Genomic DNA, 22,735 nt, shown 5'->3' on the forward strand with positions numbered 1-22,735 from the left:
CTTGCAACCAATCTGACTGATGTACTCAGGATGAAAAATCAGGGAGGATAATTCTGATTGATATAGGAGGGATTGGACAACAGATAGATGATATGTAATTTATTATCAATAAAATCATATAGTTAAAATTAATTTTATTCCATGAACACGATTAATGATTACCTTGTTTATCAATCGTAGTGACGTATGAATAAACGCTACTTTTTCGTTTTTTGCCGCTTATAAACCCCATCAAAAGAGACAAGCTGAACTTCTATGACGGCGCCAAAGTATTCGATTTTGACTCGAGGCTCATCTTGCTGCTTAAGCTGAACGCTGAAAGTTTCGTATAGGGATGCCATAAAATTTTTAACAGACTGATCTGAGTCAATTAAATTTGTGTTTAAGTGGTCATGGTTCATGATTTGGCCATTTATTATTGACTTTAATGTAAATAAAAATAACGGTTGATTAAACTTTATGAGTTGTTTATTTTTATTCTTGACATGATTAATTCCGGTTGCTGACCTTATTATGGTGGCTATTTTTCTGGATGAAACCCTCAAAAGTAGGTCATTTTTAAATAAGCGCATCTAATCAAATGTGGCATTATATATGACAAATAAATCAATAAACTCAACGTCAATAAAAAAGGATAATGAAATTTGTAGAGATGGGGCGTTTTTGCAACAGCTAGGTATGGACTACATTTCTATTTATATTGAGACACCTCGAAATTTATCTGTTGTGTCCAATCTTCCTTGTGACATGAAACTTATTTATAGAGATGAAAACCTTTTTTATGAAGACCCAATGATTCGTAATCAGAAGCATGGTTTATTTATGATGCAAAGAGATGAAAAAGAAAGGAAGTTCTCTGAAAAAATCAAATCTAAGTTTTCTGTTCATAATATATATGCCCGGTCGAGTATTATTGGTTCAACTAAGGTGTCTTACGTTTTAGGATGCAAAGATTCTCATTATTCACAATTTAACAATAATTTTGATAGTCGTATTATTGAATTTACAAAATTTATGATTCGCAAATATCGTCATGATATATCTCAAGAGTTATCTGAAATGAAAATGTCTCCAATAAATATTGCCGGGGATTATTTTATTGATCAATTGTTTACGGATGAACAAATAGAGAAACCCAACTATGGTGAATTAATTTGTCTGTCATTAGCAAAAGAAGGACTGAGTATGATAGAAATATCAAATATAACGGGATATACAATTAATACAGTGAAAAGTAATTTAAAAAATAGCAGGGTTAAACTGCAAGCAAGTAAAACAATTGATGCTGCAATGACAGCTTTGAATATGGGATGGATATCGTGACTTATCTAGTTATTGCTACGTTTATTTGGGCGTTTTCATTTTCACTGATTGGCAGTGCGTTAACTCATGTTGATCCTTATTTATCGGTTGTCATTAGAACGTTTCTTTCTCTTTTAATATTTTTGCCTTTTATAAGAAACAACTTTTCGAAAAAATATATAAAGTTTATATTTATTGGTGCAATCCAGTTAGGAATTATGTACTGTTTTTACTTCAATGCATTTCGGTTCATTAGTGTCAGTAATATATTATTATTCACTATATTTACACCAATATATATAATAATGATTAATCAGTTGGTTTATGATAGCTTCTCTCTTAAGAGTTTGTTTTTAGTCGTAATATCTGTTATTGGTGCTTATGTCATCCGGCAAACCAGTATCGAAGAAGCGACCTTGAAAGGTTTCTTCCTGATTCAAGGTGCAAATTTTTGTTTTGGGCTGGGACAAATATTATATAAGAAGAATATCCCTACGGGAATAAAGCAATCAACGGTCTTTCCTTATTTCTATTGTGGTGCCTTTTTGGTTTCTCTGATGGCATTCATAATTTTGGGAGATAAAAGTAAGTTACCAACCACATCGACAGAGATTATGACACTATTCTATTTAGGTGTTATTGCATCTGGTATTGGTTATTATCTATGGAATAAAGGTTCAACACGAGTTTCTGTTACTCAGCTAGCAATTATGAATAATTTGTTAATTCCTGCTGGAATTATTGTCAATGTCGTCTTGTGGCATGGTGATTTTGACACAGTGAAACTCGTTATTGGGACTTTACTAATTATCGCGACATCACTGATTGACATTCGTAATGGTAGAAAAGTTGAAATCAGAAACAGTAGCGATCTTGCTTAGGTTAGCGATAATTTTTTCTATATCATTAACTAAATCTTGTTTAATCATATTGAAAGCATTTTGAGGATCATGCGGTTTTCTGGGAATTGTTACAATACAGCTAAGTTTTTTGGTGCCTTTAACAGTAAATGAAGCCAGATTGTAGTAACCGTGTGATTCCATTATGCGAATATAATCAGAACTATAGTTTCCTTCGGAATTCGGATAATTAATTATTTCTGAATTGGCTTCGGTGAAATCAAAAGTATCATCAATTTCATTATAATGATTACTATAGTAAATCTCTTTATAATTATCAGGCATATTTGATAGGATCTCTTTTTCTTCTGTATCCTGATCTGTGATTCTTAAAGCAATAAATGTTTCATCGAGTTTGATCAAGGTATTGATTTGTTCACTAATGGTCATAATGGTTCTCCATATGTAAAATATTCTATTATATCTACCACTGAATATAATACACAATCAACCCAGAGATGCATCTTTGCGATCTGAAATCACACGCTTATTTATGATTTTACTTTTCTCTTTATGTGTTACTTTCATAAGCGATAGTATGATCACACTTTCAAAGTTATTCACTTTCTCTTTTATTATGTATTGATTTTAAAAATTACTGAAAATTAGTTTATTTAGCATCTTTATTGATTGATTCACAATACACTGATTTACAGAACTCCAAGTGAAAAGAAGATATCAGCCCGGTGCCGAAAGGTATTGGCGCAGGTCATGCAACTGGCAGATCATGCAACTGAGAGAATCGGAGCGCACCAAACCGATCCGCAAGTTTTTTCCGCAGTGGTGCTCTTTTTCCATTATCTGCATCAAAATCAATCATGTGACATTAATTGACGCAACTCATTTTATGTGCAAAATGCTGCGTTCAACTTAATGATATAAAACAGGATAATGGATGAAACGAAACTATTTGCTTCTTGCCATCGCCGGTATGGCGAGTGCATTCTCATGTGTTGTGCCGGCAGATGACACCTTGCCAACCCCTCATTTTGTCAAAGATATGACTGATGTTCTGCAATCAAATCTATCTTACAAAGTCGGTGATATTGACGGTGACGGCATTGCCGAAGTTGTCTATCTCGATCAAGACAACACCATTAAAGCGTTTAAAGTTGCCCCAGCGATGAATGAATCGGTATTCAACCGACTTGCTTTGACGAAATGGAAATTGGTTGATCAGCGTTATGGTCCGGATTATACCCTGTCATTTTTTAGTGATGGTAAAAGGGTCGCTTTGAATACCTCGATGCGTGCCCTTGACCTCAAGGTTGACTCATCAAGAAATCGGATTAGCAATGCGGGGTCATCATCAGTGGGCTATATCACGATTGAAGGGATCACTGACACGAAGATCTGGGGCATGTTGACGGATAGTCATCTGGATGGGCAACGTGCTGAACCTCAGCCATACGAAGCAGTCATTAAATAAACGGACAAGAGCTATTACAATGATAAAACAAATCCTAATTGCAGTCGCTGCGGCTGTTGTTTCTCTCCCTTCTGTTGCATATTCAGAGCGATCTTCCGAAGTATTTACTGTGGTTGATGGTAACCAACATGGTCAGAGAATCGAGTCATTTGAACTTGGCGATGTCGATGGCGATGGTGTTCAGGAAATTATTTATCTGACATCGGTCAAACACCTTGAAGTGGTCTCTTACACCAAACCGATTGACGCCAGTTTCTTTACACAAAACCACAATACGGTATGGACGCTCAAAGATCATAAATATAGCGATAAACTCTTTTTCATTGTTTTTGACGGCAATCAGGGCGGCGCTTATTTCAAACTGGACGGAAGTTTCAGTGAGCTGATTCCTTTAGAGATCAAAGACGGACATCTCTATGGTAAAAGTGGCAATGATGAGCTGTATATCGATAAAGTCACGGATGACATGATTCACGGACAAATTAAGGACAGCCGTATCGACCGTTCTTATCGGGCGGTTCCTTCTGAATTTATCGCCACCAGAATACCTCGCTAAACTGACCTTTGTTAACATGGGTCATCAGGCAGATATCGATACTAAACTCGTTTTGTATCGATATCTGCCCCAGCAGCCTTCGGATGAATGCGCTACGAACTAATCGGATCTGATAATGTCTGTAAAAGGAGACGTCTGACAGGAGACGTAGACCGCGAAGACAAGCAGGAGCCTGAAAGTATGCGAGGGTTGAGTACTATCATTCTAATTGCCGTCGGGTGTTTGATTGGTTATTTCACACCACAGTCGTTTGGAAAACATCACCATAACCGCACCAATATGGAGATTGTCTCGGAAACCATTGCCCCCGGTGTGATGTTAACGGGGTACCGGGAACCTGAAGAAAATGAGCAACAAGGCTCGCAAGGCTACCACTATCTTTATTATCTGCATTCCCCCGGGGAAGCGTTGAGCGACCCGTTTCTGATTACCGATACCCCAGTGTTTAATATGGATAAACTGAGTCCGCATCATTTGAGTATTCGTATCACCGGACATGTCCTGCATTATCAAAGTCTGTCGCAGATTGAATGGCATGATCATCTGACGACCATTGCCGTGGATCTGACGGCTCACAGTGAGGGTGAGCCTCAGGAGACTCGTTCATCAGCCGCACACAGTGGTTGATGATAATCGAACCGTAACCGGCTCAGTTCCTTTATGTTTATCTGAAAAAATCTGCTAATTTAAACAAGATAATGATTCTCGGAGGCAGCATGAGTCAAAGTGCGTTTATAGCAGCTTTATTATTTGATGGGCAAGGTGGTGCGGTTGAGTTGGATCTGGAACAGGTCAATGCCTGGCAACCTGAACAGGGCACATTATGGGTACATATTGATTGTGCCAATGAACAGGGCAGTCACTGGTTGTCACATCAGAGTGGTGTCGGAGAATTGGTGGCGGATGCTTTATTGAGTAATGATACGCGTCCACGGGTCAGCCACGTCAATGAGCAGTCACTGATTTTTTTACGCGGGGTGAACCTGAGCGAAGGGGCAAGCCCTGAGGATATGGTCTCGGTGCGGATTGTGATTGATGCGCAGCGGATTATCTCGACCCGGCGGCGAAAGTTGTTGTCAGTCAGTGATTTAATTCAGTCTCTGCATCAGGGGGAAGGGCCGGTCAACAGTTCTGATTTTCTGGTGCGGTTGTGCCATTACCTGACATTGCGGATTGATGCTGTCACCGCTACTTTTGAAGACCGGATTGCGCAGATCGAAGAAAATGTGCTTGAAGAGTCGAACCCTGCCGTCCACCGTAAAGAGTTGATGGAAATCCGGCGTCAGACCATCCACTTACGGCGCTATCTGGCACCTCAGCGTGAGGCGATGCTGAAAATGGTCGCTGAACGTAAAGCATGGTTACTCGCAGATGACCGGCTTTATTTACAGGAGAGTACCGACCGGCTGATTCGTTCGGTGGAAGAGCTGGATGCGATTCGTGAACGGGCGGTGGTGACACAAGAAGAGTTGGTCAGTCAGGTCAATGATCAGATGAACCAGCGTATGTATGTGATGTCTTTAATTGCAGCACTGTTTTTACCGCTGGGATTTTTGACCGGGTTGCTGGGGGTTAATATTGGCGGGATCCCGGGGACAGACAATCCCGGTGCATTCCTGTGGTTTTCTGTCATGTTGATTGTGGTGATGATCGCTATCTTAGGGTTTTTTAAGTTTAAACGCTGGTTTTAGCAATTTGTGGTGCTAAAACGCAGAGTGCAGGGCTTTCGCGATAAAATAAACGAGTTGTAGTTAAAATAAACGAATTGTAATTAAAATAACGAATCGTAATAAAACGGCTCAGTGAGTATTGCACTGAGCCGTTTTGATATGAAGACGGTATCGGGATGACCGTCTGTCGGGGGTAAGGAGCATGAGTCCAAGTTGACGCCCGAGAGCAAATATCGAGCGCCAATGACGGAGTATTACCAGATAAATTACCGATAGATATACCGATTGACCAGATTTTCCAGATATTCTTGTTGACCGGATACTTTTTGTGGCGCGATATCATTGTCTACAGCGAACTGAGCCAGTGATGTCAGTGAATGTTCTCCGGACAGAATGTCACGACCCAGTGGTTGGCTCCAGTCGGCATAACGCTGGGCGATATGTTTGGCGAGTTGATCATTTTCGATCATGCCTGCTGCCCGTTCGAGTGCCAACGCCATGATATCCATACCACCGATATGACCATGGAACAGATCATCGGCATCAATAGACGGACGACGCAGTTTGGCATCAAAGTTCAGCCCACCGGTGGTGAAACCACCTGTTTTGAGAATTTCGTACATGATTAGGGTATTTTCTTCAACACTGTTCGGGAACTGGTCAGTGTCCCAGCCCAACTGCGCATCACCACGGTTAGTGTCGATGGAGCCGAAAATTCCCAGCGCAGTTGCCGTGGCGACTTCATGGTGGAAACTGTGTCCGGCCAGCGTCGCATGGTTGGCTTCAATGTTGACTTTCACTTCATCTTCAAGCCCGAACTGTTTTAAGAAACCATAAACGGTTGCACAGTCATAGTCATACTGGTGTTTGGTCGGTTCTTGTGGTTTCGGCTCGATCAGAATCGTGCCTTTAAAGCCGATTTTGTGTTTGTGTTCAACAACCATTTGCATCAGGCGGCCAAGTTGTTTGCGCTCCTGACGTAAATCGGTATTGAGTAAGGTTTCATAGCCTTCGCGTCCGCCCCATAACACATAGTTTTCACCGCCGAGTTTTTTAGTGGCACCCATGGCGTGGAAAATTTGCGTCGCTGCATAGGCAAACACTTTTGGATCGGGGTTCGTAGCAGCACCGGCCATATAACGTGGATGAGAGAACGCATTGGCGGTACCCCATAACAATTTCATACCGGTGTCTTGCTGTTTTTGTCCCAGCACATCAACCATTTCTGCGAAATTATTGACGTATTCTTTGATGGAGCTGCCTTCAGGCGCGACATCAGCATCGTGGAAACAGTAGTAAGGCACACCGAGTTTGGTGAAGAACTCAAAGGCAAGATCGGCTTTCAGGCGTGCCAGTTCCATTGCACTGCCGCCATGGTGCCATGGCCGGTCAAAGGTTGCGGCTCCAAATACATCGGCTCCCGGCCAGACGAAGTTGTGCCAGTAGCAGGCTGAGAAACGCAAGTGTTCTTTCATTGATTTGCCGAGAATCATACGGTCCGCATCATAATGATGGAATGCTAAGGGATTGGTTGATTCTGTCCCTTCAAATTGAATAGGGTCAATGTGTTTAAAAAATTCAGTCATGATGGTTTTCCTGTATCAGTGAATAAATGCAGAGCGAATAAACTCAATTTCCACTCATCATGACGGGATTGTTTCGTTGGCGGCAATTGTGATTTTTCTTATTGCCATTATTCATTTTTTTAAATTTGAACTGCGTTGTTTTTTTTAAATACGTGCTTATCTGTATGATCACATAAATAAAAAATCATAACTTTGTTGAATTATTCCATAATAGGCAAACCTGAATTGTTTGACTTTATATATAGCCAGACAATCTCAAGATGAGACGAAAATTTCATCTTGAGATTGTTGGATAGAAAAACACCCTACAAATATAAAAGAGGTCACTCAAATGAAAACAGGTACAAATGTTATTCACCTAACGCTGGTCGTCGCGTTAGGTGGATTGTTATTTGGTTACGATACCGCGGTCATTTCCGGTGCGGTTGAAGCACTGCAAAATTATTTTCAGCTGACGGCAGCCGAGCTGGGCTTTGCGGCCTCCTCAGCTTTAATCGGTTGTGTCCTTGGTGCTGCATTAGCCGGTTATGTCAGTAATCGTTACGGCCGGCGGGGCGCCCTCATTATTGCAGCGTTACTTTTTCTGATTTCTGCGATTGGTTCTGCCGTGCCACAGCATTATTGGACCTTTGTCATTTATCGGATTATCGGTGGTGTCGGGGTAGGGATCGCATCGATGGTTTCTCCGATGTATATCGCAGAAGTCGCCCCACCGGCACGGCGCGGCGGGTTGGTGGCATGGAACCAGTTTGCCATTATTTTCGGGATGCTGGTGGTGTATTTCGTCAACTATGGTATTGCCCTGATGGGCAGTGACAACTGGCTCAATGATGTCGGCTGGCGGTATATGTTTGCCTCGGAAATGATCCCTGCAATCCTGTTTTTCGGGCTATTGTTTACCGTGCCGGAAACACCGCGCTGGCTGGCCCTGAAAGGGCGTAATCATGAAGCGCATGGTTTACTGAAGGCGATGAATCCCCGGCAAGATATCGAGCCGCAATGGCAAGAAATCAAACAGTCATTGATTAAGGTGCATCGGCCGGGCATTATCGCAGCGGGATATCTGGGCGTGTTAGTGATCGGTATTATGCTGAGTGTGTTGCAACAGGTCACCGGGATTAATGTGTTTCTCTACTATGCGCCCGCGATTCTCAAAGGTTTTAGTGATTCCACAACGGATATTGCACTGCTGCAAACAATTCTGGTCGGTGCCGTCAATTTAAGTTTTACCGTGTTGGCGATTTTTACGGTCGATAAATTCGGGCGTCGGCCGCTGATGATGATTGGCGCCGGTTTGATGGCGGTCAGTATGCTCGCTATTGGCACCGCTGCATATCTGGATGCGATTGGGGGGTACCTGTTGGTATTCATGCTGTTATATATCGCAGCATTTGCATTGTCACTGGGGCCGGTGACTTGGGTTCTATTGTCTGAAATCTTCCCGAATAGTGTTCGTTCACGAGCCTTATCTATTGCGGTGTTTGCGCAATGGTTCGCTAATTTTGTGGTGTCTCAGTCCTTCCCGATGATGAATGAAAAAGAGAGTTTCATCTTTCAGCAATTTCACGGCGGTTTTCCGTTCTGGCTCTACGGGATTATGGGAATATTTACGGTTTACTTTATTTATCGCTGGGTTCCGGAAACCAAAGGCAAGTCACTGGAACAACTGGAAACGATCTGGCAGCATGACTCGACTCAAGGCGAGCATCGTATGAAACCTGCCGGTTTGTCTTAACGGTGATGGTATGCGTTAGCCTGGACGGGGTCAGCGTATGATCACAGATTGACTGATAAGTCTTTCTGCGCAGTCGCCCACCGAAGTCCGGTGGGCCTGCCCGTCAAGTCATTCAATTGACTGGGTTGTCGCAAGCGACGGGTTACAACGCATCACGATGTCGCCATCGGTCATTATGCTGCTCGCGAAATTCTTTCGGGGTACATTGCTGATGTTTTTTAAACACGCTGTACATATATTGCAGTGACGGGTAGCCACATAATTCAGCGATTTCGGCTACCGGCAATGATGTGGTGCCCAGCAGATGGCGTGCCTGCTTTAACTTCGAGTTATGGATTTCCTGATGAATGGAGTGTCCGCACTCTTCTTTAAAACGGATTTCCATGTTGGAGCGGGATATGCCGACATAATCAAGGACCTGCTCAACCTTAATGCCTTTACAGGCGTGATGACGAATAAAATGCATCGCCTGAATCACATACGGATCTTTCAGAGCCTGATAGTCGGTGCTTTGTCGGGCGTGAACCTGTGTCGGCGGCACCAGCCGACGCGTTTGTTTCAGGCTGTCTAATTGTTCGGTGTCTTGCGGATCGGTGGTCAACAGGCGGTGCAGTAGTTTCGCCGCCTGATAGCCCATCTCTTTACACCCTTGTTCCACCGAAGATAACGACACACGGCTCAGGTAACGGGTCAGCTCTTCATTATCAATGCCGATCACAGAGATCTTGTCCGGTACCATCAACTTTAAATGATCACAAACTTGCAGCAGATGGCGAGCCCGGGCATCGGTAACCGCAACAATACCGACCGGTGTCGGCAATTGCTGCAACCAGTCCGCGAGACGGTTCATATCGTACTGCCATGTTTGCGGGCTGACTTCGTTGCCCCGGTAAACCGAGCCGGAATATCCCTCGCGTTGTAAGAGATGAATAAAGGCTTGTTCCCGCTCATGAGACCAGCGTCGCCATGATTCTTGCGGCATTCCGTAGAACGCGAAATTTTCAATCCCTTTACTTTTGAGATGCTGAAATGCCAGTTCAATTAAGGCCTGATTATCCGTCGCCACATAGGGGACATTCGGATAATCGTCCGGATGTTCATAAGAACCGCCAATCGCAACAACCGGCGTCGTGGTATTTTCAAGCAGCGCACGGATATCAGGATTGTCGAAATCGGCAATCACACCATCACCTTTCCAAGTATGGAAATTTTCCAGATGTGTGGTGAACTCTTCTTCAAGATAAATATCCCAGTTGCATTGGGAAGCCTGTAAATATTCACCGATTCCCTCGATTACCTCCCGGTCATACACTTTATTGGCATTAAATAATAGCGTAATCCGATAACGGTGATCGATGAACTGACGATATAGATTGTGAGGGTAAGGTTTCAGAGCGGTCATGGATAGGTTTTTATTCATAAATAATATTAATTATATTTTGTCCATAATTTTTAAGTCTAACAGGCAACTACAGTGTTAAATGTGATCCTTCACTCAGTCGTTAAATCCATGAAGCTATCTATGAAAAATCGTAATTGTGTCATGAACTGAGAGACTTATGATAATGATTCGATAAATAAAATCATCACGAAGCATCAATATATCCGGATGACCCTATGACACCATGGTATATTTTCTAAGGTTATCCGAGCGATTGGCTGAAAATAAAAGGGTAGCTTATGTATGTTGGAATTGATTTAGGGACATCCGGCGTTAAGGTCATTGTACTGGCTGAAAATGGTGACGTGGTGGCAAGTGAGGTTGTGTCACTTGAGATTTCGCGTCCGTTTCCACTGTGGTCAGAACAGGATCCACAGCATTGGTGGCAAGCCACGGGGCAAGCGATTGAGGCACTGGGAAAACAGACAGATCTCAGTGCGGTGAAAGCTATTGGGTTGTCCGGACAGATGCATGGTGCGGTATTGCTCGATCAGCAGGGGCAGGTGTTACGTCCTGCGATTTTGTGGAATGACGGACGCTGTCAGGCGCAATGCAGCGAACTGGAGCGGCGCGTCCCCGATAGTCGCCAGATTACCGGGAATATGATGATGCCGGGTTTTACTGCGCCGAAACTGCTGTGGGTGGCAGAAAATGAGCCGGAGACTTTTGCCCGGATAGACAAAGTGCTATTGCCGAAAGATTATTTGCGTTACCGGATGACCGGCGTGTATGCTTCGGATATGTCTGATGCTGCCGGAACCATGTGGCTTGATGTCGCCCGGCGAGACTGGAGTGATGAACTGCTGGATGCCACCGGTCTGGAACGGCGTCAGATGCCGGATCTGTATGAAGGGAATGCGATGACCGGCACCTTGAATCGCGAACTCGCCAATGCATGGGGAATGCCGGAAGTACCGGTTATTGCCGGTGGTGGCGATAATGCCGCCGGGGCTGTCGGGGTCGGGATTATTGAGCCGGGGCAGGCGATGCTCTCTTTGGGAACCTCCGGGGTTTATTTTGCCGTTAGTGATGGTTTTCTTGCCAATCCGGACTCTGCGTTACACAGCTTTTGTCATGCATTACCCGGAACATGGCATACTATGTCGGTTATTTTGAGCGCGGCATCTTGTTTATCCTGGGTATGTGATTTGACCGGATTTGCCGATGTGACTGAGATGTTGCGTGAGACGGAAAGCCATGCAGCGCCCGATTCTGCAGTGGTATTTCTTCCCTATCTGTCGGGAGAGCGGACACCGCACAATGACCCGTATGCGAAAGGTGTTTTCTTCGGTATGACTCATTCGACTTCGAAGTACGAGCTGGCTCAGGCGGTCTTGGAAGGGGTCGGATTTGCGTTTGCCGATGGGTTTGATGCACTACATCAGACTGGGTTAGTGCCGGAAGAGGTGGTTCTGATTGGCGGCGGGGCCCGCAGTCAGTATTGGCGTCAGATGTTGGCAGATATTGTCCGCCTGCCGCTGGCCTATCGTCAGGGCGGTGATGTCGGCCCGGCGCTTGGTGCTGCACGACTGGCGATGTTAGCCGTCAGACCCGAAATGACTGCACGGGATATTTGTGCATCACCGGTCTTGATCGAAAAACATCTGCCGGATAGCGAGAAAACGACACATTACCAACAGAAGAGAGCGGTTTATCAACAATTATATCGTCAGTTAAAGCCACTCTTTGTATAAGTTATTTTTACTTTGGCTGATGTCTGTCTGCCGGTGATTGGCAAATCATCAGGCCATCAAATCAATAAGGAGCCTTGCGGCTCCTTATTTTTATCGGGCTTATTTTGACTGGCACAAATGTGTGCCAGTTTCATGCCGCTATGTTATATCGACTATGTTATATCGACTGATATAATTAAGTCGATATTATTAAACCAATATTATTAAACCAATCGCGTTATGCCGTTTGAGTGACATTGTCTGCTTCTTTCGGGGTCTGGGTCAGGTGGGTTGCCTGTTCCGCACCGTGCATCCACATGACCAGTTTGTTTGAAAACAGTAGCAGGATCAGGCCGGAAACGGTGGCGGTGACGGCAATACCGCCGAAAATCGCTAAAGCACCGAAATCGCCGACATGGGCTCCGATTAGCCCGGCAATGTAGTTGGCAACCGCATTAAATCCTAACCAAACACCCATCATCAGTGAAGCCAGACGCAGTGGTGCCAGTTTGGTGGTCATCGACAGACCGATAGGTGATAAACATAATTCCCCGATGGTATGAAAGAAGAACGCGCCAACCAGCCAGAACATTGAAGTTTTCACACTCAGATCGCCGCCTTGTTCCAAAACCGCGCCAATCATACACAAGAAACCGATCGCCAGAAAAAACAGCCCAAAGGCAAATTTGATCGGTGAATTCGGTTCACGGCTGCCAAGTTTGACCCAGAGCATCGCAATCAGTGGCGCGCAGACAATGATGAAAAATGGATTTAAAGACTGGAACCAAGCTGCGGGCACTTCAAAACTGCCGATCATCCGATCAGTATATTGCTGGGTGTAAAGGTTCATCAGGCCACCGGCTTGCTCGAATCCGGCCCAAAAGACAATGACAAACAATCCCATGATGATGATGACCTTCATGCGATCAATTTCTTCTTTGGTTAACGGTTCTTTTTTCACCGATTTCTTCTGCTGTAAATCCCGTGCGGCAGCCGGTTTGAGGCCGATGTCTCCCAGCCAACGCTGAGCAAACAGGATTTGGATCACGAAGCTAATCAGCATACCGATACCTGCTGCGACGAAGCCTGCTTTCCAGCCGAAATTATTGGTTGCGATACCGGAGATAATTCCCGCAAGGAGCGCGCCCATATTGATGCCCATATAAAAGATAGTGAATGCACCGTCACGACGATGGTCGCCTTCGTTATACAGGTCTCCGACCATGGTGGAAATATTCGGTTTAAACAGACCGTTGCCGATGATCAGTAACGCCAGTCCCAGATAGAAGCTGTGTACCGCGTCAAGACCGAATAACTGATGTGGCAGCGCCAGTGTAAACTGACCAATCGCCATCAGGGCACCACCTGCGAGAATCGAGCGACGTTGACCGAAATAGTTATCGGCCAACCAGCCACCGATTAAGGGCGTAATGTAGACAAGCCCGGTATAAATGCCATAGAGATCCAATGCCTCTTTAGCTGACCAGCCCATGCCACCGTTGAGTGTTGTGTCTGTGAGGTATAAAACCAGAATTGCTCGCATTGCGTAGTAGGAGAATCGTTCCCACAATTCAGTGCCGAACAAAAGAAACAGGCCACGTGGGTGACCTAAGAATTGATGATTGTTGTGATTCATATTTGCTTTGTTTGGATTATTTATTAGCTTTTTATTTTACTTTAATGTTACATATTGGGTAAATGGTTTGGTTTTTAACATTTATGCAATATATTATAAATTTGTATTTTTAACTTTTTGAAATTCAACCATTTTGTGAATTCGGCAGCAAAGTAAGCCAAGTGCGGTGAACTAAGTTTTCATTTATGAAACAATTGTTTGCATGGTTGAGAGAGATAAATCAGCAAAATATTAAAAATTTGTGACGATGATTTTATATGGTTATAAAAAAGCCAGCACGAATGCTGGCAAGGTCCCACAAATGATCAGCATGTTAGGGGAGTCCGGTTTAATCGGTACAGATCCCCAGCAAAGTCCAGGCGTTATCACTGCCGGGAATTGATGTTGTATACCAGTTGGCTTGATAGAGTTTATTCTGATACACCATGTGATCGCCACTTTCGCTGTGATCGTAAGGCCCACCTTCCCATGATTTACGCGTCCAGTTCGGGTAGACATTGACACCGGTACAATTATTCGGACTTTGATTGTCGAGTTTGTCGGGCCAGTTGGCGATAATCGATTTTACTTTCTTGCCGGATGGTGTCAGCGTCATGGTATCCGGATAGAAAGTTGATGCGCCTTCATCTTTATCGTTTAGCGCCCAGTTCGCATTACTGAGGTTATATGTTTTCATGAAATTGACCCAGGCATCGGTTTCGGCTTCATTGACATCACCATCACCGTCTGCATTGATAGTTCCCCATTCGGTCACGAACAGCGCAATACCATTATTCATTGCCGTAATCGCTTTATCTCTGAGATATTGTCCATGTGTGCCGGCATAAAAGTGGAGTGTATAGGCGATATTTGTCCCGTTGATCGGGTTCCATGACGCGGTATCGACGTCTTGTGACCAGCTTGGGGTGCCGACCACGATCAAGTTATCCGGATCAATCTCCCGGATTGCAGCAATCACTGTTTCTGCATAGGGTTTAATGACATTATTCCAAGAAATTTGGAGTGGTTCATTGTAGATCTCATAAATGACGTTGGGGCTATCACCATATTTTTGTGCCATTTCCCGGAAGAAACTGACCGCTTCTGCAACGTTATCTTCAGCATGGTGAGAGTGCCAGTCAATAATCACATACATATCGTTAGCGATGGCAGCATCGACAACAGTCACGACTTTGGCTTTATTCCCTGCCGGATCATCGAGGTAACCCCCTTCTTCTTGGATACCCATGGAGGCTCTGACAATACTGGCATCCCATTCTTCCCGGAGCATTTTGACAATATCTGCGCGATAGAATTTTTCACCGCCCCATTCATTATTACTCCAGAACAGGCTATTTCCTGAGAAACTTTTGATTGTATCTCCTGCATATATTCGATTGCCGGAAACCGATAAAGGCTCCACCGCACATGCTTGCTGACTGAGCCCGATAAATAAGCATCCCAGACAAGAGAGCAATAATTTTCTGGCAGGGACACGACTTTTTTTCATTGATAGACGTAGCATTGGTAAATATGACATCAGGTCACCTCTAATTAACATGACGTATCATTCATTTTAAATTGAATGACTTATGACTATTGTATTGTTAGCTTGAAATATTTTTCACGATTACCACCAAAATAAACGGGTAACTGCTATAAATATAGGTGGTAAAAATAAAGAAGTGATAAACAACTATAATAGTTGTGACAATCCGCTCGGTAGTCGATTTCTATACTTTTATTTATATTATTACGGGGGTTGTTTTACTTTTGTTAAAACAATAGCTGTGATCGGGTACCCGATGGTCCGGGTGATTCAGGTGGAAAAATAAGGAGATAAAAGATTAGAAATGGTATCGATATAAAATTCCGTCCCATAAAATAGGACGGAATGATGACATAATTCGGTCATGCTTTTATCTATATTAAATAAAAGGCAACCATGATCGCTTTGTTTTGCCAATAGATTTAGTTTTGCCAATAAATTTTATTTTGCCAGTAAATTTACAGTCCGTATTCTGAAGGCAGGCGATTATCATTCTGAATCATGATTTTCAGTTCAGATAAATATTGCAGATCATCTTCATTATTTTCCCAGTAGAAATGACCAAATGCTTCAACCGCTTCGCGCATTAAAATTGCTTTGACTTTTTTGACACCGGATTCGCGCAATAGCTCATAAAACAGCTGATCTGCATCTGAGCGGCTGAGCAGATGCGTATAATAGAGCCAATCGTGAACCACCGCAGCGGTCATAAACCGTGGATTAAAAGGGGTTCCGATAATGCTATAAGCAGCACTTGGAATACTGGCACCGTCATACTGAAAAAACTTTGGTACCCGGATGCTGACACCTTGGTTCACGATGCCAAAATCTTCAGCAACTTCGTAGGCTTCATCAAGCTTACTGCTGTGCGGCTCGGTAACCGGAAATAAATATAAATTGCTCATACTCATATTTGAGTCTCCATCTTGAAATGTGTGAGATTGGGTTATGTATTCGTCCGGACGGCTGAGGCACATGAACCGCAGCAGACACAGACTATGTGTTTCGATGACTATTGGGTAGGGGGGCTTGCGAACAACTTTGCGAACAAAAGCAACGTTTACAGTGGGTTATATTAGTTGTTATGCCGCGAACGTCGGAGAAAAAGATGACAAACCGCCACTCAAAATACAGTCTGTGCATTCTATGTTTTTTGTTGCATACTGGTATGGATGTCGAACCGAGCGTTGTATTTTTGAGCAAATCATCCGATCAAGCCCACCGGATTTAAAACCAGAGCGGAGGAAAGAATGAAAGCAATTGGCGAGAATATCTGGATATTTGACGGTAAAGCTGTCCCATTTTTGACGTTGCCTTATTCAACCCGGATGACGATTGTCCGGCTTGCTGATCAATCCTTATGGGTCCACAGTCCGATTGAATTAAACCCGGAATTGAAGGCCTCCGTCGATACCTTAGGTGTCGTGAAGTATTTGATTGCTCCCAACCAACTTCATCATCTGTTTATTTCCCAGTGGCAATCTGCCTATCCTGAAGCGCTCTCATATGGGACGGAAGGGGTTCGTCATAAACGTCAGGATTTGACATTCAATGCAAGTTTGTCTGCACAGGCAGACTACCCCTGGGCTGATGAGCTGGATGCAGTGCTATTTACCGGTTCTCAGGTGATGCAGGAGTGTGTCTTTTTCCACCGACCGAGTGAGACGTTAATTGTCACCGATCTGATTGAAAATTTCTCACCGAAGGCTTTCAATTGGTTTCAGCGGTTGTTGGCTAAGCTGACCGGAATACTGGCGCCGACCGGTAAAATGCCACTGGATTGGCGGTTAAGTTTTTTGATGGGAAAGGCAACGGCCCGGACACATTTGGAGAAAATTCTGAATTGGGAGCCCCGGACCATTGTGATGGCACACGGGGTCATTGTGACTGAAAATGCCGATCAGTTTTTACGTCGCTCATTTCGTTGGCTGTTGTAATGTTAATCATGCGAAATGTGTAAGGGGAATTCGTAGAATGTGATAATTTGCTTGGCACTGTTAACAGTGACTCATCATAAGGAATAAATGTGGCAGCGTTTGATCGGTTTTCAAAAGCGAATAGATTATCAAAAACAGATGACGGGAGCTTGAAAGACGGAAGTTTATTCGAGCTGATTGCTGATGATCTGGAAAAACAAGGTTACAGCATTCGTCCTGCTGCATTGCCGGAAGCGATCTCCGGCTCATTATTTCACCACCAGCAATGTCTGAATGCCAACAAATATATCGATGCCGGAATCGGGCGTCGTGACGATTATTTGAAAAACGACTTTGTCAGAACCGATGAAATTTGTTGGATTACCGGGCAATCGGATTCCGGGCAGGCATGGATCGATTGGACATCGCAATTACAGCGTTACCTCAATCAACGACTCTTTCTTGGTCTGTTTTCGTTTGAAAGTCACTTCGCTCATTATCCGCCGGGGGCTTTTTATAAACGACATTACGACGCCTTCCGTGGTGAAGCGAATCGAGTGTTGTCAGTCGTGACCTATTTAAATCCGGACTGGTGCAATACCGATGGCGGAGAGTTGGTTTTATACCGGGATGATACTGATCAGGAAGGCATCAGTGTCGTACCGCTGTATGGAACTATTGTGGTTTTTCTCAGTGAAGAATTCCCGCATGAAGTCCGGCCCGCGACGCGGGACAGGTATTCGATTGCCGGTTGGTTCCGGGTCAATACTTCGATTAATAACAGAATTGATCCACCCCGTTAATTTCAGTCTATCGTCAGGAGGAAGTATGAGTCATTTTCAAGGGTCGTGTCTTTGTCACAGTGTCCGGTATGAACTGGTCGGTGAATTACAGAAATTTTTCCTGTGTCACTGTCAACGGTGCCGTAAAGAAACGGGGTCAGCTCATGCGGCAAATTTATTTATCAAACCCACCACCTTTGATTGGCGAAGTGGTGCTGATTTAGTAAAAACATATCACCATCCGGACTCCCGATATGTAAAAAGCTTCTGTCAAAACTGTGGCTCTGCCGTGCCGAGTGTGATCGACCACACGATGATTGTGCTCCCGGCAGGGAGCCTCGATTCGGATCTGCCACTCACACCTGATGCGAATATTTTTACTGACAGTCAGGCGAACTGGTCAAAACATTCAGGTAGCCTACCGAGTTTTGCCCAACTCCCTGAGTGAACCGATTCGTAGTTTGTGTGACCCGGATTTTCATTGAATGAGCGTTGCGCTCAACGTTGCGCTCAAATAGTAACAATCGATCATTGAACGAATATTGAGGTTTCTGACCCCTTCAACTAACTTAAAATTATCATTTTATTTTTTGGGGTCACGCAAATTAATGTCATCTCAATTAAAAGACATAAAATATGAAGTCAAGGGTGTGTCTACCGGGCTGCATTGGTATCACTGGGTTGTTATTTCATTGTCGCTGGTATTAACCTTTGGTGCTTACTACATTACCGAGCGTCAGACTAATCTTAAAATCGCCACTCAATTTGAATTTCAGTCACAGCAGATCGTCGAGCTGGTACAAGAGCGAATGATTCGCTATGAAGAAGCATTATGGGCAGGGGTTTCCGCCTTGAAAATGTTTCCGAGTGACGCCTCGCGAGAAGACTGGCGAACGTTTGCAGCAAGCCTACAGATCGATCAGCGTTTTCCGGGGATTAACGGCATTGGTGTGATTCACTATGTCCCGTCGGAAAAACTCTCCAACTATCTGGCGTGGCAACGGGCATCCATGCCTGATTACGGTCTTCATCCTGCTCACTCAGAACCCGAATACTGGCCGATCACCTATATCGAACCGCAATCTGAAAACCGCAGAGCGGTCGGATTAGATATGGCACATGAAATTAACCGCTATACCGCAGCAAAAAAAGCACGCGATACCCGGCACGCGAATATTACCGGTCCGATCACTTTAGTGCAGGATGATCAGAAAACACCGGGATTTTTATTTTATGCCCCATGGCACTCATCGAGCCGGTCTTCTGACCGATATGGTGGAAGCGACAGCGAGTTTAAAGGGTTGGTTTATGCGCCTTTCATCATGTACAAATTGATGGACGGCACCTTAAAAAATGTCAATCGTCTCGTCAATTTCAGCATTCATGACGGAGATACGCTGCTGTATTCCGAGCTGGACTCGAATTCTGAAAATCTCGATGCCGACCCACTTTTTCAACGCGAGATAACGCTGGAACTGTATGGACGACTATGGCGTTTTCATCTGCAATCGACACAGCTATTCCGGGCGCAGCAAAACTATGCTCAGCCTTTAATCATTCTGTTCGGTGGCCTGATGATTGATGTGTTGCTTTTCGCCATTTTCTTCGTCCTTGCCCGATCAAATCGTAATGCGGTTGAGTACGCTCAAAAAGTCACGGCCAGTTTAAAATTGCGTCAGGAAGAACTGGAACAGGCCAGTCAGAACCTCCAACAAAAAAACCGGGATTTGCAAGAGGCAAACAACGAATTGGATCAGTTTGCCTTTGTTGCCTCACATGACTTAAAAGCGCCGCTCAGGGGGATTAACCAGTTGGCGCAATGGATCGAAGAGGATAGTGAAGGGGCGTTGACCGACACAACTTATACGCATCTCACTTTGATGAAAAGCCGGATCGCTCGTCTCGAGAGTTTATTAGATGATTTACTTACTTATTCGCGTGTCGGCAGAAATAAAGAGTTACCGAATTCAGTTCAGATTGCACCTATGATCGATGATATCTTTCATTTGCTGAATCATGATGGTCGCTTTTCATTAACACTCGAAGCACCGACGGAAAGTGTGATGACGATTACCACCCCGCTGGAACAGATCCTCAGAAATTTGATCGGGAATGCCATGAAACATCATGATCAAGACACGGGGAATATTGCGATTCATGTTTCTCAGTTATCACAATATCTGCACTTTGAAGTCAAGGATGACGGCCCGGGCATCCCCGTAGAACATCAGCAGCAAGTCTTTGAACTTTTCCATACCCTGAGACCGCGGGATCAGGTCGAAGGCAGTGGGATGGGGTTATCGATCATTAAAAAAATATTAGAGCGTTATCACTGCACATATCAGATTCAGTCAGATGGTCAACGCGGGCTGGTTTTTTCATTTTACTGGCCCATTGGTATGAAATCACACAATACAGAAGATGATGAGAGAGACAAAAAATAAACCAGTGAGTATTTTGCTGGTCGAAGACGATGACATCGATGCGATGAGTGTGGAAAGAGCGATGCGAAAAATGCAATTGTTCAATCCTGTCATTCGTGCCATTGATGGGATTGAAGCACTGGAAATTCTGCGTGCAGGTCAGGTTGAACGCCCCTTTATTATCCTGCTCGACTTAAACTTACCGAGAATGGGCGGGCTGGAGTTACTGCGGGTGATTCGTGAAGATGAAGCACTCAGGGATTCGGTTATCTTTATTTTAACCACATCAAATAATGAAGAAGAAATTGCGCAGGCATACCAAAAGAATGTTGCCGGATATCTGGTTAAATCGTCTGTAAACCAAAATTTCGACCCGATATTAGCATTTCTTGAACACTACTGGCGATTGGTTGAAATCCCGCATTGAGACGAGGAGTTTTATGGATATTTTGATTATTGATGATGACGCGGTTGATCGGATGTCTGCCATAAGAACTTTGCGCCAGTCAGAATTGAGTTTAGATAAAATTGATCAGGCTGATACTGCCACCGATGGTATTCGTTGCGCGGCTGAGAACGGCTATGACATCATTTTACTCGATTATCAGATTCCGCCTTCAAACGGTATTGAAATATTACGTGAAATCCGTGGGGGAAACGACTACTCCACCGCAATTGTCATGCTGAGCCATAGTAATGATGAAAATCTGGCGTTGTCCTGCATTGAAGCCGGTGCGCAAGATTTTGTGATGAAAAGTGAAATAACCGCGTCACGCTTGAAACGTGCGATTTTAATTTCACAAGAGCGTCACTCACTCGAACAGCAGGTTCGGGAGAGCCATGAGCGGTTACGCTATATTGCTGAGCGTGATAGTTTGACCGGGTTACGCAATCGATATTTTTTTGATGAAGCACTACGGGATGCAATTACCAAAAATTCGCGCAGTGGTGAGCAACTGGTACTGATGCTGTTAGACTTGGATAATTTCAAAAAAATCAATGATGTACTTGGCCATCAAGCGGGTGACAGCCTGCTTCAGGAGATTGCCCGGCGTCTGGAAAATCCGATCCGCAAAAGTGACAAACTGTGCCGTTTAGGCGGGGATGAATTTGCAATTCTCGTTTATGACCTGCCGCAGCTTGAGCATGTCCGGTTACTGGCTGATCGCATCTTAAAATCTTTAGAAAAACCGATGATAATTCAGGGGCAAACTGTCGCTGTCACCGCAAGTATCGGGGTCGCGACTTACCCGTTATGTGCGACGGATGCGACGGGGTTGATGAAATGTGCCGACGTCGCGATGTATCGCGCTAAAGAGCTTGGTCGCAACCGCGTTCAGTATTATTCCCACGATTTTCATCAAAAAATGGTATCGCGGATGCAACTGGAATTTGACTTAAAGCAAGCGATTCAAGGCGATCAGTTGATTCTGTTTTTCCAACCTCAGTTGGATACACACTCAGAACAGTTGGTCGGTGTCGAAGCGTTGATTCGTTGGCAACATCACGATTTAGGCATCATACAACCCGATGAATTTATTCCGATTGCAGAAGAATCTGACCTGATAATTGATATCGGCCGCTGGGTGATTCAAGCCGCTTGTCGCCAGTTTAGCCAATGGGTCGATGCTGCACAGGGAACGCACATTCACTTTTCTATTGCGGTCAACCTTTCCGCACGTCAGTTAAAGGATCATGCATTGTCGGAGTTTCTACAAAACTGTTTAAAACAGTACAATATTCCTGCAGATCTCGTTGAACTGGAGTTAACGGAAAGTCATCTGGAAAATAGTCTCAGTGCGATTGAAATGCTCAATAGCCTGTCAGATACCGGGGTAAAACTCTCATTGGACGACTTTGGAACCGGGTACTCTTCTTTATCGCACTTGAGTCAGTTCCCGTTCAGTATTTTGAAAATTGATAAATCCTTTGTGCAAAGTTCTGATGATGAGAAACAGCGGACTTTACTCAGAGCCATTTGTGCGTTTGCTCACTCACTGGGATACGAAACCGTAGCCGAAGGGATTGAAACCGAAGCACAAAAAAGCTTTTGCCAGTCACTGAATGTGAACCGACTCCAAGGTTATTTGTTTTCACAACCTATTCCGGCACAAGCGTTCGAAAATATCTGGCTTCAGGGCACGATTTAACGACCCGGA

The 22,735-nt window shown here is 44.3% G+C and carries 20 protein-coding genes; 14 read left to right on the forward strand and 6 right to left on the reverse strand.

What is annotated here, in order from left to right; genetic code table 11:
• Window positions 1-594: 594 nt before the first annotated feature.
• Together VR7878_RS02130 and VR7878_RS02135 are read left to right on the forward strand one after the other, a co-directional pair.
• Window positions 595-1,323, forward strand: coding sequence for a helix-turn-helix transcriptional regulator (locus VR7878_RS02130; protein WP_077332988.1), 729 nt, complete (start codon window positions 595-597; stop codon window positions 1,321-1,323).
• Window positions 1,320-2,183 (forward strand): EamA family transporter, encoded by an 864-nt coding sequence (locus VR7878_RS02135; protein ID WP_077333111.1) that lies wholly within the window; start codon window positions 1,320-1,322, stop codon window positions 2,181-2,183. The genes VR7878_RS02130 and VR7878_RS02135 overlap by 4 nt, the downstream gene beginning before the upstream one ends.
• Here the strand turns inward: VR7878_RS02135 and VR7878_RS02140 are convergent.
• Entirely contained in the window at window positions 2,121-2,591 is a 471-nt protein-coding gene (locus tag VR7878_RS02140; protein ID WP_077332990.1) for a hypothetical protein, read from the reverse strand. The two genes, VR7878_RS02135 and VR7878_RS02140, sit on opposite strands and share 63 nt — an antisense overlap.
• A gap of 505 nt (window positions 2,592-3,096) precedes the next feature.
• Here VR7878_RS02140 and VR7878_RS02145 point away from each other — a divergent pair.
• The 4 genes from VR7878_RS02145 (at window position 3,097) to zntB (ending at window position 5,877) form a co-directional block, all read left to right on the forward strand.
• The gene (locus VR7878_RS02145; protein WP_077332992.1) at window positions 3,097-3,630 is read left to right on the forward strand and encodes a hypothetical protein; all 534 of its coding nucleotides are present in this window, start codon (window positions 3,097-3,099) and stop codon (window positions 3,628-3,630) included.
• A 19-nt stretch (window positions 3,631-3,649) separates the two neighbouring features.
• Window positions 3,650-4,186 carry a hypothetical protein gene (locus VR7878_RS02150; protein ID WP_077332994.1) on the forward strand — a complete coding sequence of 179 codons (537 nt, stop codon included), beginning with the start codon at window positions 3,650-3,652 and terminating at the stop codon, window positions 4,184-4,186.
• A gap of 87 nt (window positions 4,187-4,273) precedes the next feature.
• Window positions 4,274-4,813: a hypothetical protein gene (locus tag VR7878_RS02155; protein ID WP_139343977.1), complete on the forward strand. Its 540-nt coding sequence runs from the start codon at window positions 4,274-4,276 to the stop codon at window positions 4,811-4,813.
• An 89-nt stretch (window positions 4,814-4,902) separates the two neighbouring features.
• On the forward strand, window positions 4,903-5,877 hold the full coding sequence (gene zntB, locus VR7878_RS02160) for a zinc transporter ZntB (protein WP_077332998.1): 975 nt from the start codon (window positions 4,903-4,905) through the stop codon (window positions 5,875-5,877).
• 245 nt (window positions 5,878-6,122) lie between these two features.
• Here zntB and xylA read toward each other — a convergent pair whose 3' ends face one another.
• On the reverse strand, window positions 6,123-7,442 hold the full coding sequence (gene xylA, locus VR7878_RS02165) for a xylose isomerase (protein WP_077333000.1): 1,320 nt from the start codon (window positions 7,440-7,442) through the stop codon (window positions 6,123-6,125).
• 331 nt (window positions 7,443-7,773) lie between these two features.
• Between xylA and xylE the strand changes: the two genes are divergently transcribed.
• The gene (xylE, locus tag VR7878_RS02170; RefSeq protein ID WP_077333002.1) at window positions 7,774-9,177 is read left to right on the forward strand and encodes a D-xylose transporter XylE; all 1,404 of its coding nucleotides are present in this window, start codon (window positions 7,774-7,776) and stop codon (window positions 9,175-9,177) included.
• 142 nt (window positions 9,178-9,319) lie between these two features.
• Here the strand turns inward: xylE and VR7878_RS02175 are convergent, their stop codons facing one another.
• Window positions 9,320-10,597 (reverse strand): XylR family transcriptional regulator, encoded by a 1,278-nt coding sequence (locus VR7878_RS02175; protein ID WP_306345789.1) that lies wholly within the window; start codon window positions 10,595-10,597, stop codon window positions 9,320-9,322.
• 260 nt (window positions 10,598-10,857) lie between these two features.
• On the opposite strand from VR7878_RS02175, the gene xylB reads away from it, so the two are divergent.
• Window positions 10,858-12,312 carry a xylulokinase gene (xylB, locus tag VR7878_RS02180; protein ID WP_077333006.1) on the forward strand — a complete coding sequence of 485 codons (1,455 nt, stop codon included), beginning with the start codon at window positions 10,858-10,860 and terminating at the stop codon, window positions 12,310-12,312.
• 217 nt (window positions 12,313-12,529) lie between these two features.
• Here xylB and VR7878_RS02185 read toward each other — a convergent pair whose 3' ends face one another.
• The 3 genes from VR7878_RS02185 to VR7878_RS02195 form a co-directional block, all read right to left on the reverse strand.
• Window positions 12,530-13,927: a peptide MFS transporter gene (locus VR7878_RS02185; protein WP_077333008.1), complete on the reverse strand. Its 1,398-nt coding sequence runs from the start codon at window positions 13,925-13,927 to the stop codon at window positions 12,530-12,532.
• 328 nt (window positions 13,928-14,255) lie between these two features.
• Window positions 14,256-15,446: a cellulase family glycosylhydrolase gene (locus VR7878_RS21360; RefSeq protein ID WP_235862830.1), complete on the reverse strand. Its 1,191-nt coding sequence runs from the start codon at window positions 15,444-15,446 to the stop codon at window positions 14,256-14,258.
• 467 nt (window positions 15,447-15,913) lie between these two features.
• Window positions 15,914-16,366 (reverse strand): DUF1353 domain-containing protein, encoded by a 453-nt coding sequence (locus VR7878_RS02195; protein WP_159440417.1) that lies wholly within the window; start codon window positions 16,364-16,366, stop codon window positions 15,914-15,916.
• A 339-nt stretch (window positions 16,367-16,705) separates the two neighbouring features.
• Between VR7878_RS02195 and VR7878_RS02200 the strand changes: the two genes are divergently transcribed.
• The 6 genes from VR7878_RS02200 (at window position 16,706) to VR7878_RS02225 (ending at window position 22,726) form a co-directional block, all read left to right on the forward strand.
• Complete coding sequence (locus VR7878_RS02200) at window positions 16,706-17,392, forward strand: DUF4336 domain-containing protein (protein WP_077333012.1); 687 nt, start codon at window positions 16,706-16,708, stop codon at window positions 17,390-17,392.
• Window positions 17,393-17,481: 89 nt separating this feature from the next.
• Entirely contained in the window at window positions 17,482-18,174 is a 693-nt protein-coding gene (locus tag VR7878_RS02205; protein WP_235862831.1) for a 2OG-Fe(II) oxygenase, read from the forward strand.
• A gap of 25 nt (window positions 18,175-18,199) precedes the next feature.
• Entirely contained in the window at window positions 18,200-18,601 is a 402-nt protein-coding gene (locus VR7878_RS02210) for a GFA family protein (protein ID WP_077333014.1), read from the forward strand.
• A gap of 160 nt (window positions 18,602-18,761) precedes the next feature.
• Window positions 18,762-20,597: a CHASE domain-containing protein gene (locus tag VR7878_RS02215; protein WP_077333016.1), complete on the forward strand. Its 1,836-nt coding sequence runs from the start codon at window positions 18,762-18,764 to the stop codon at window positions 20,595-20,597.
• Window positions 20,575-21,003: a response regulator gene (locus VR7878_RS02220; protein ID WP_235862832.1), complete on the forward strand. Its 429-nt coding sequence runs from the start codon at window positions 20,575-20,577 to the stop codon at window positions 21,001-21,003. The genes VR7878_RS02215 and VR7878_RS02220 overlap by 23 nt, the downstream gene beginning before the upstream one ends.
• A 13-nt stretch (window positions 21,004-21,016) precedes the next feature.
• Entirely contained in the window at window positions 21,017-22,726 is a 1,710-nt protein-coding gene (locus VR7878_RS02225) for a putative bifunctional diguanylate cyclase/phosphodiesterase (RefSeq protein WP_077333018.1), read from the forward strand.
• Window positions 22,727-22,735: the final 9 nt, after the last annotated feature.

The sequence above is a fragment of the Vibrio ruber DSM 16370 genome (assembly GCF_900163965.1).
GTDB lineage: Bacteria > Pseudomonadota > Gammaproteobacteria > Enterobacterales > Vibrionaceae > Vibrio > Vibrio ruber.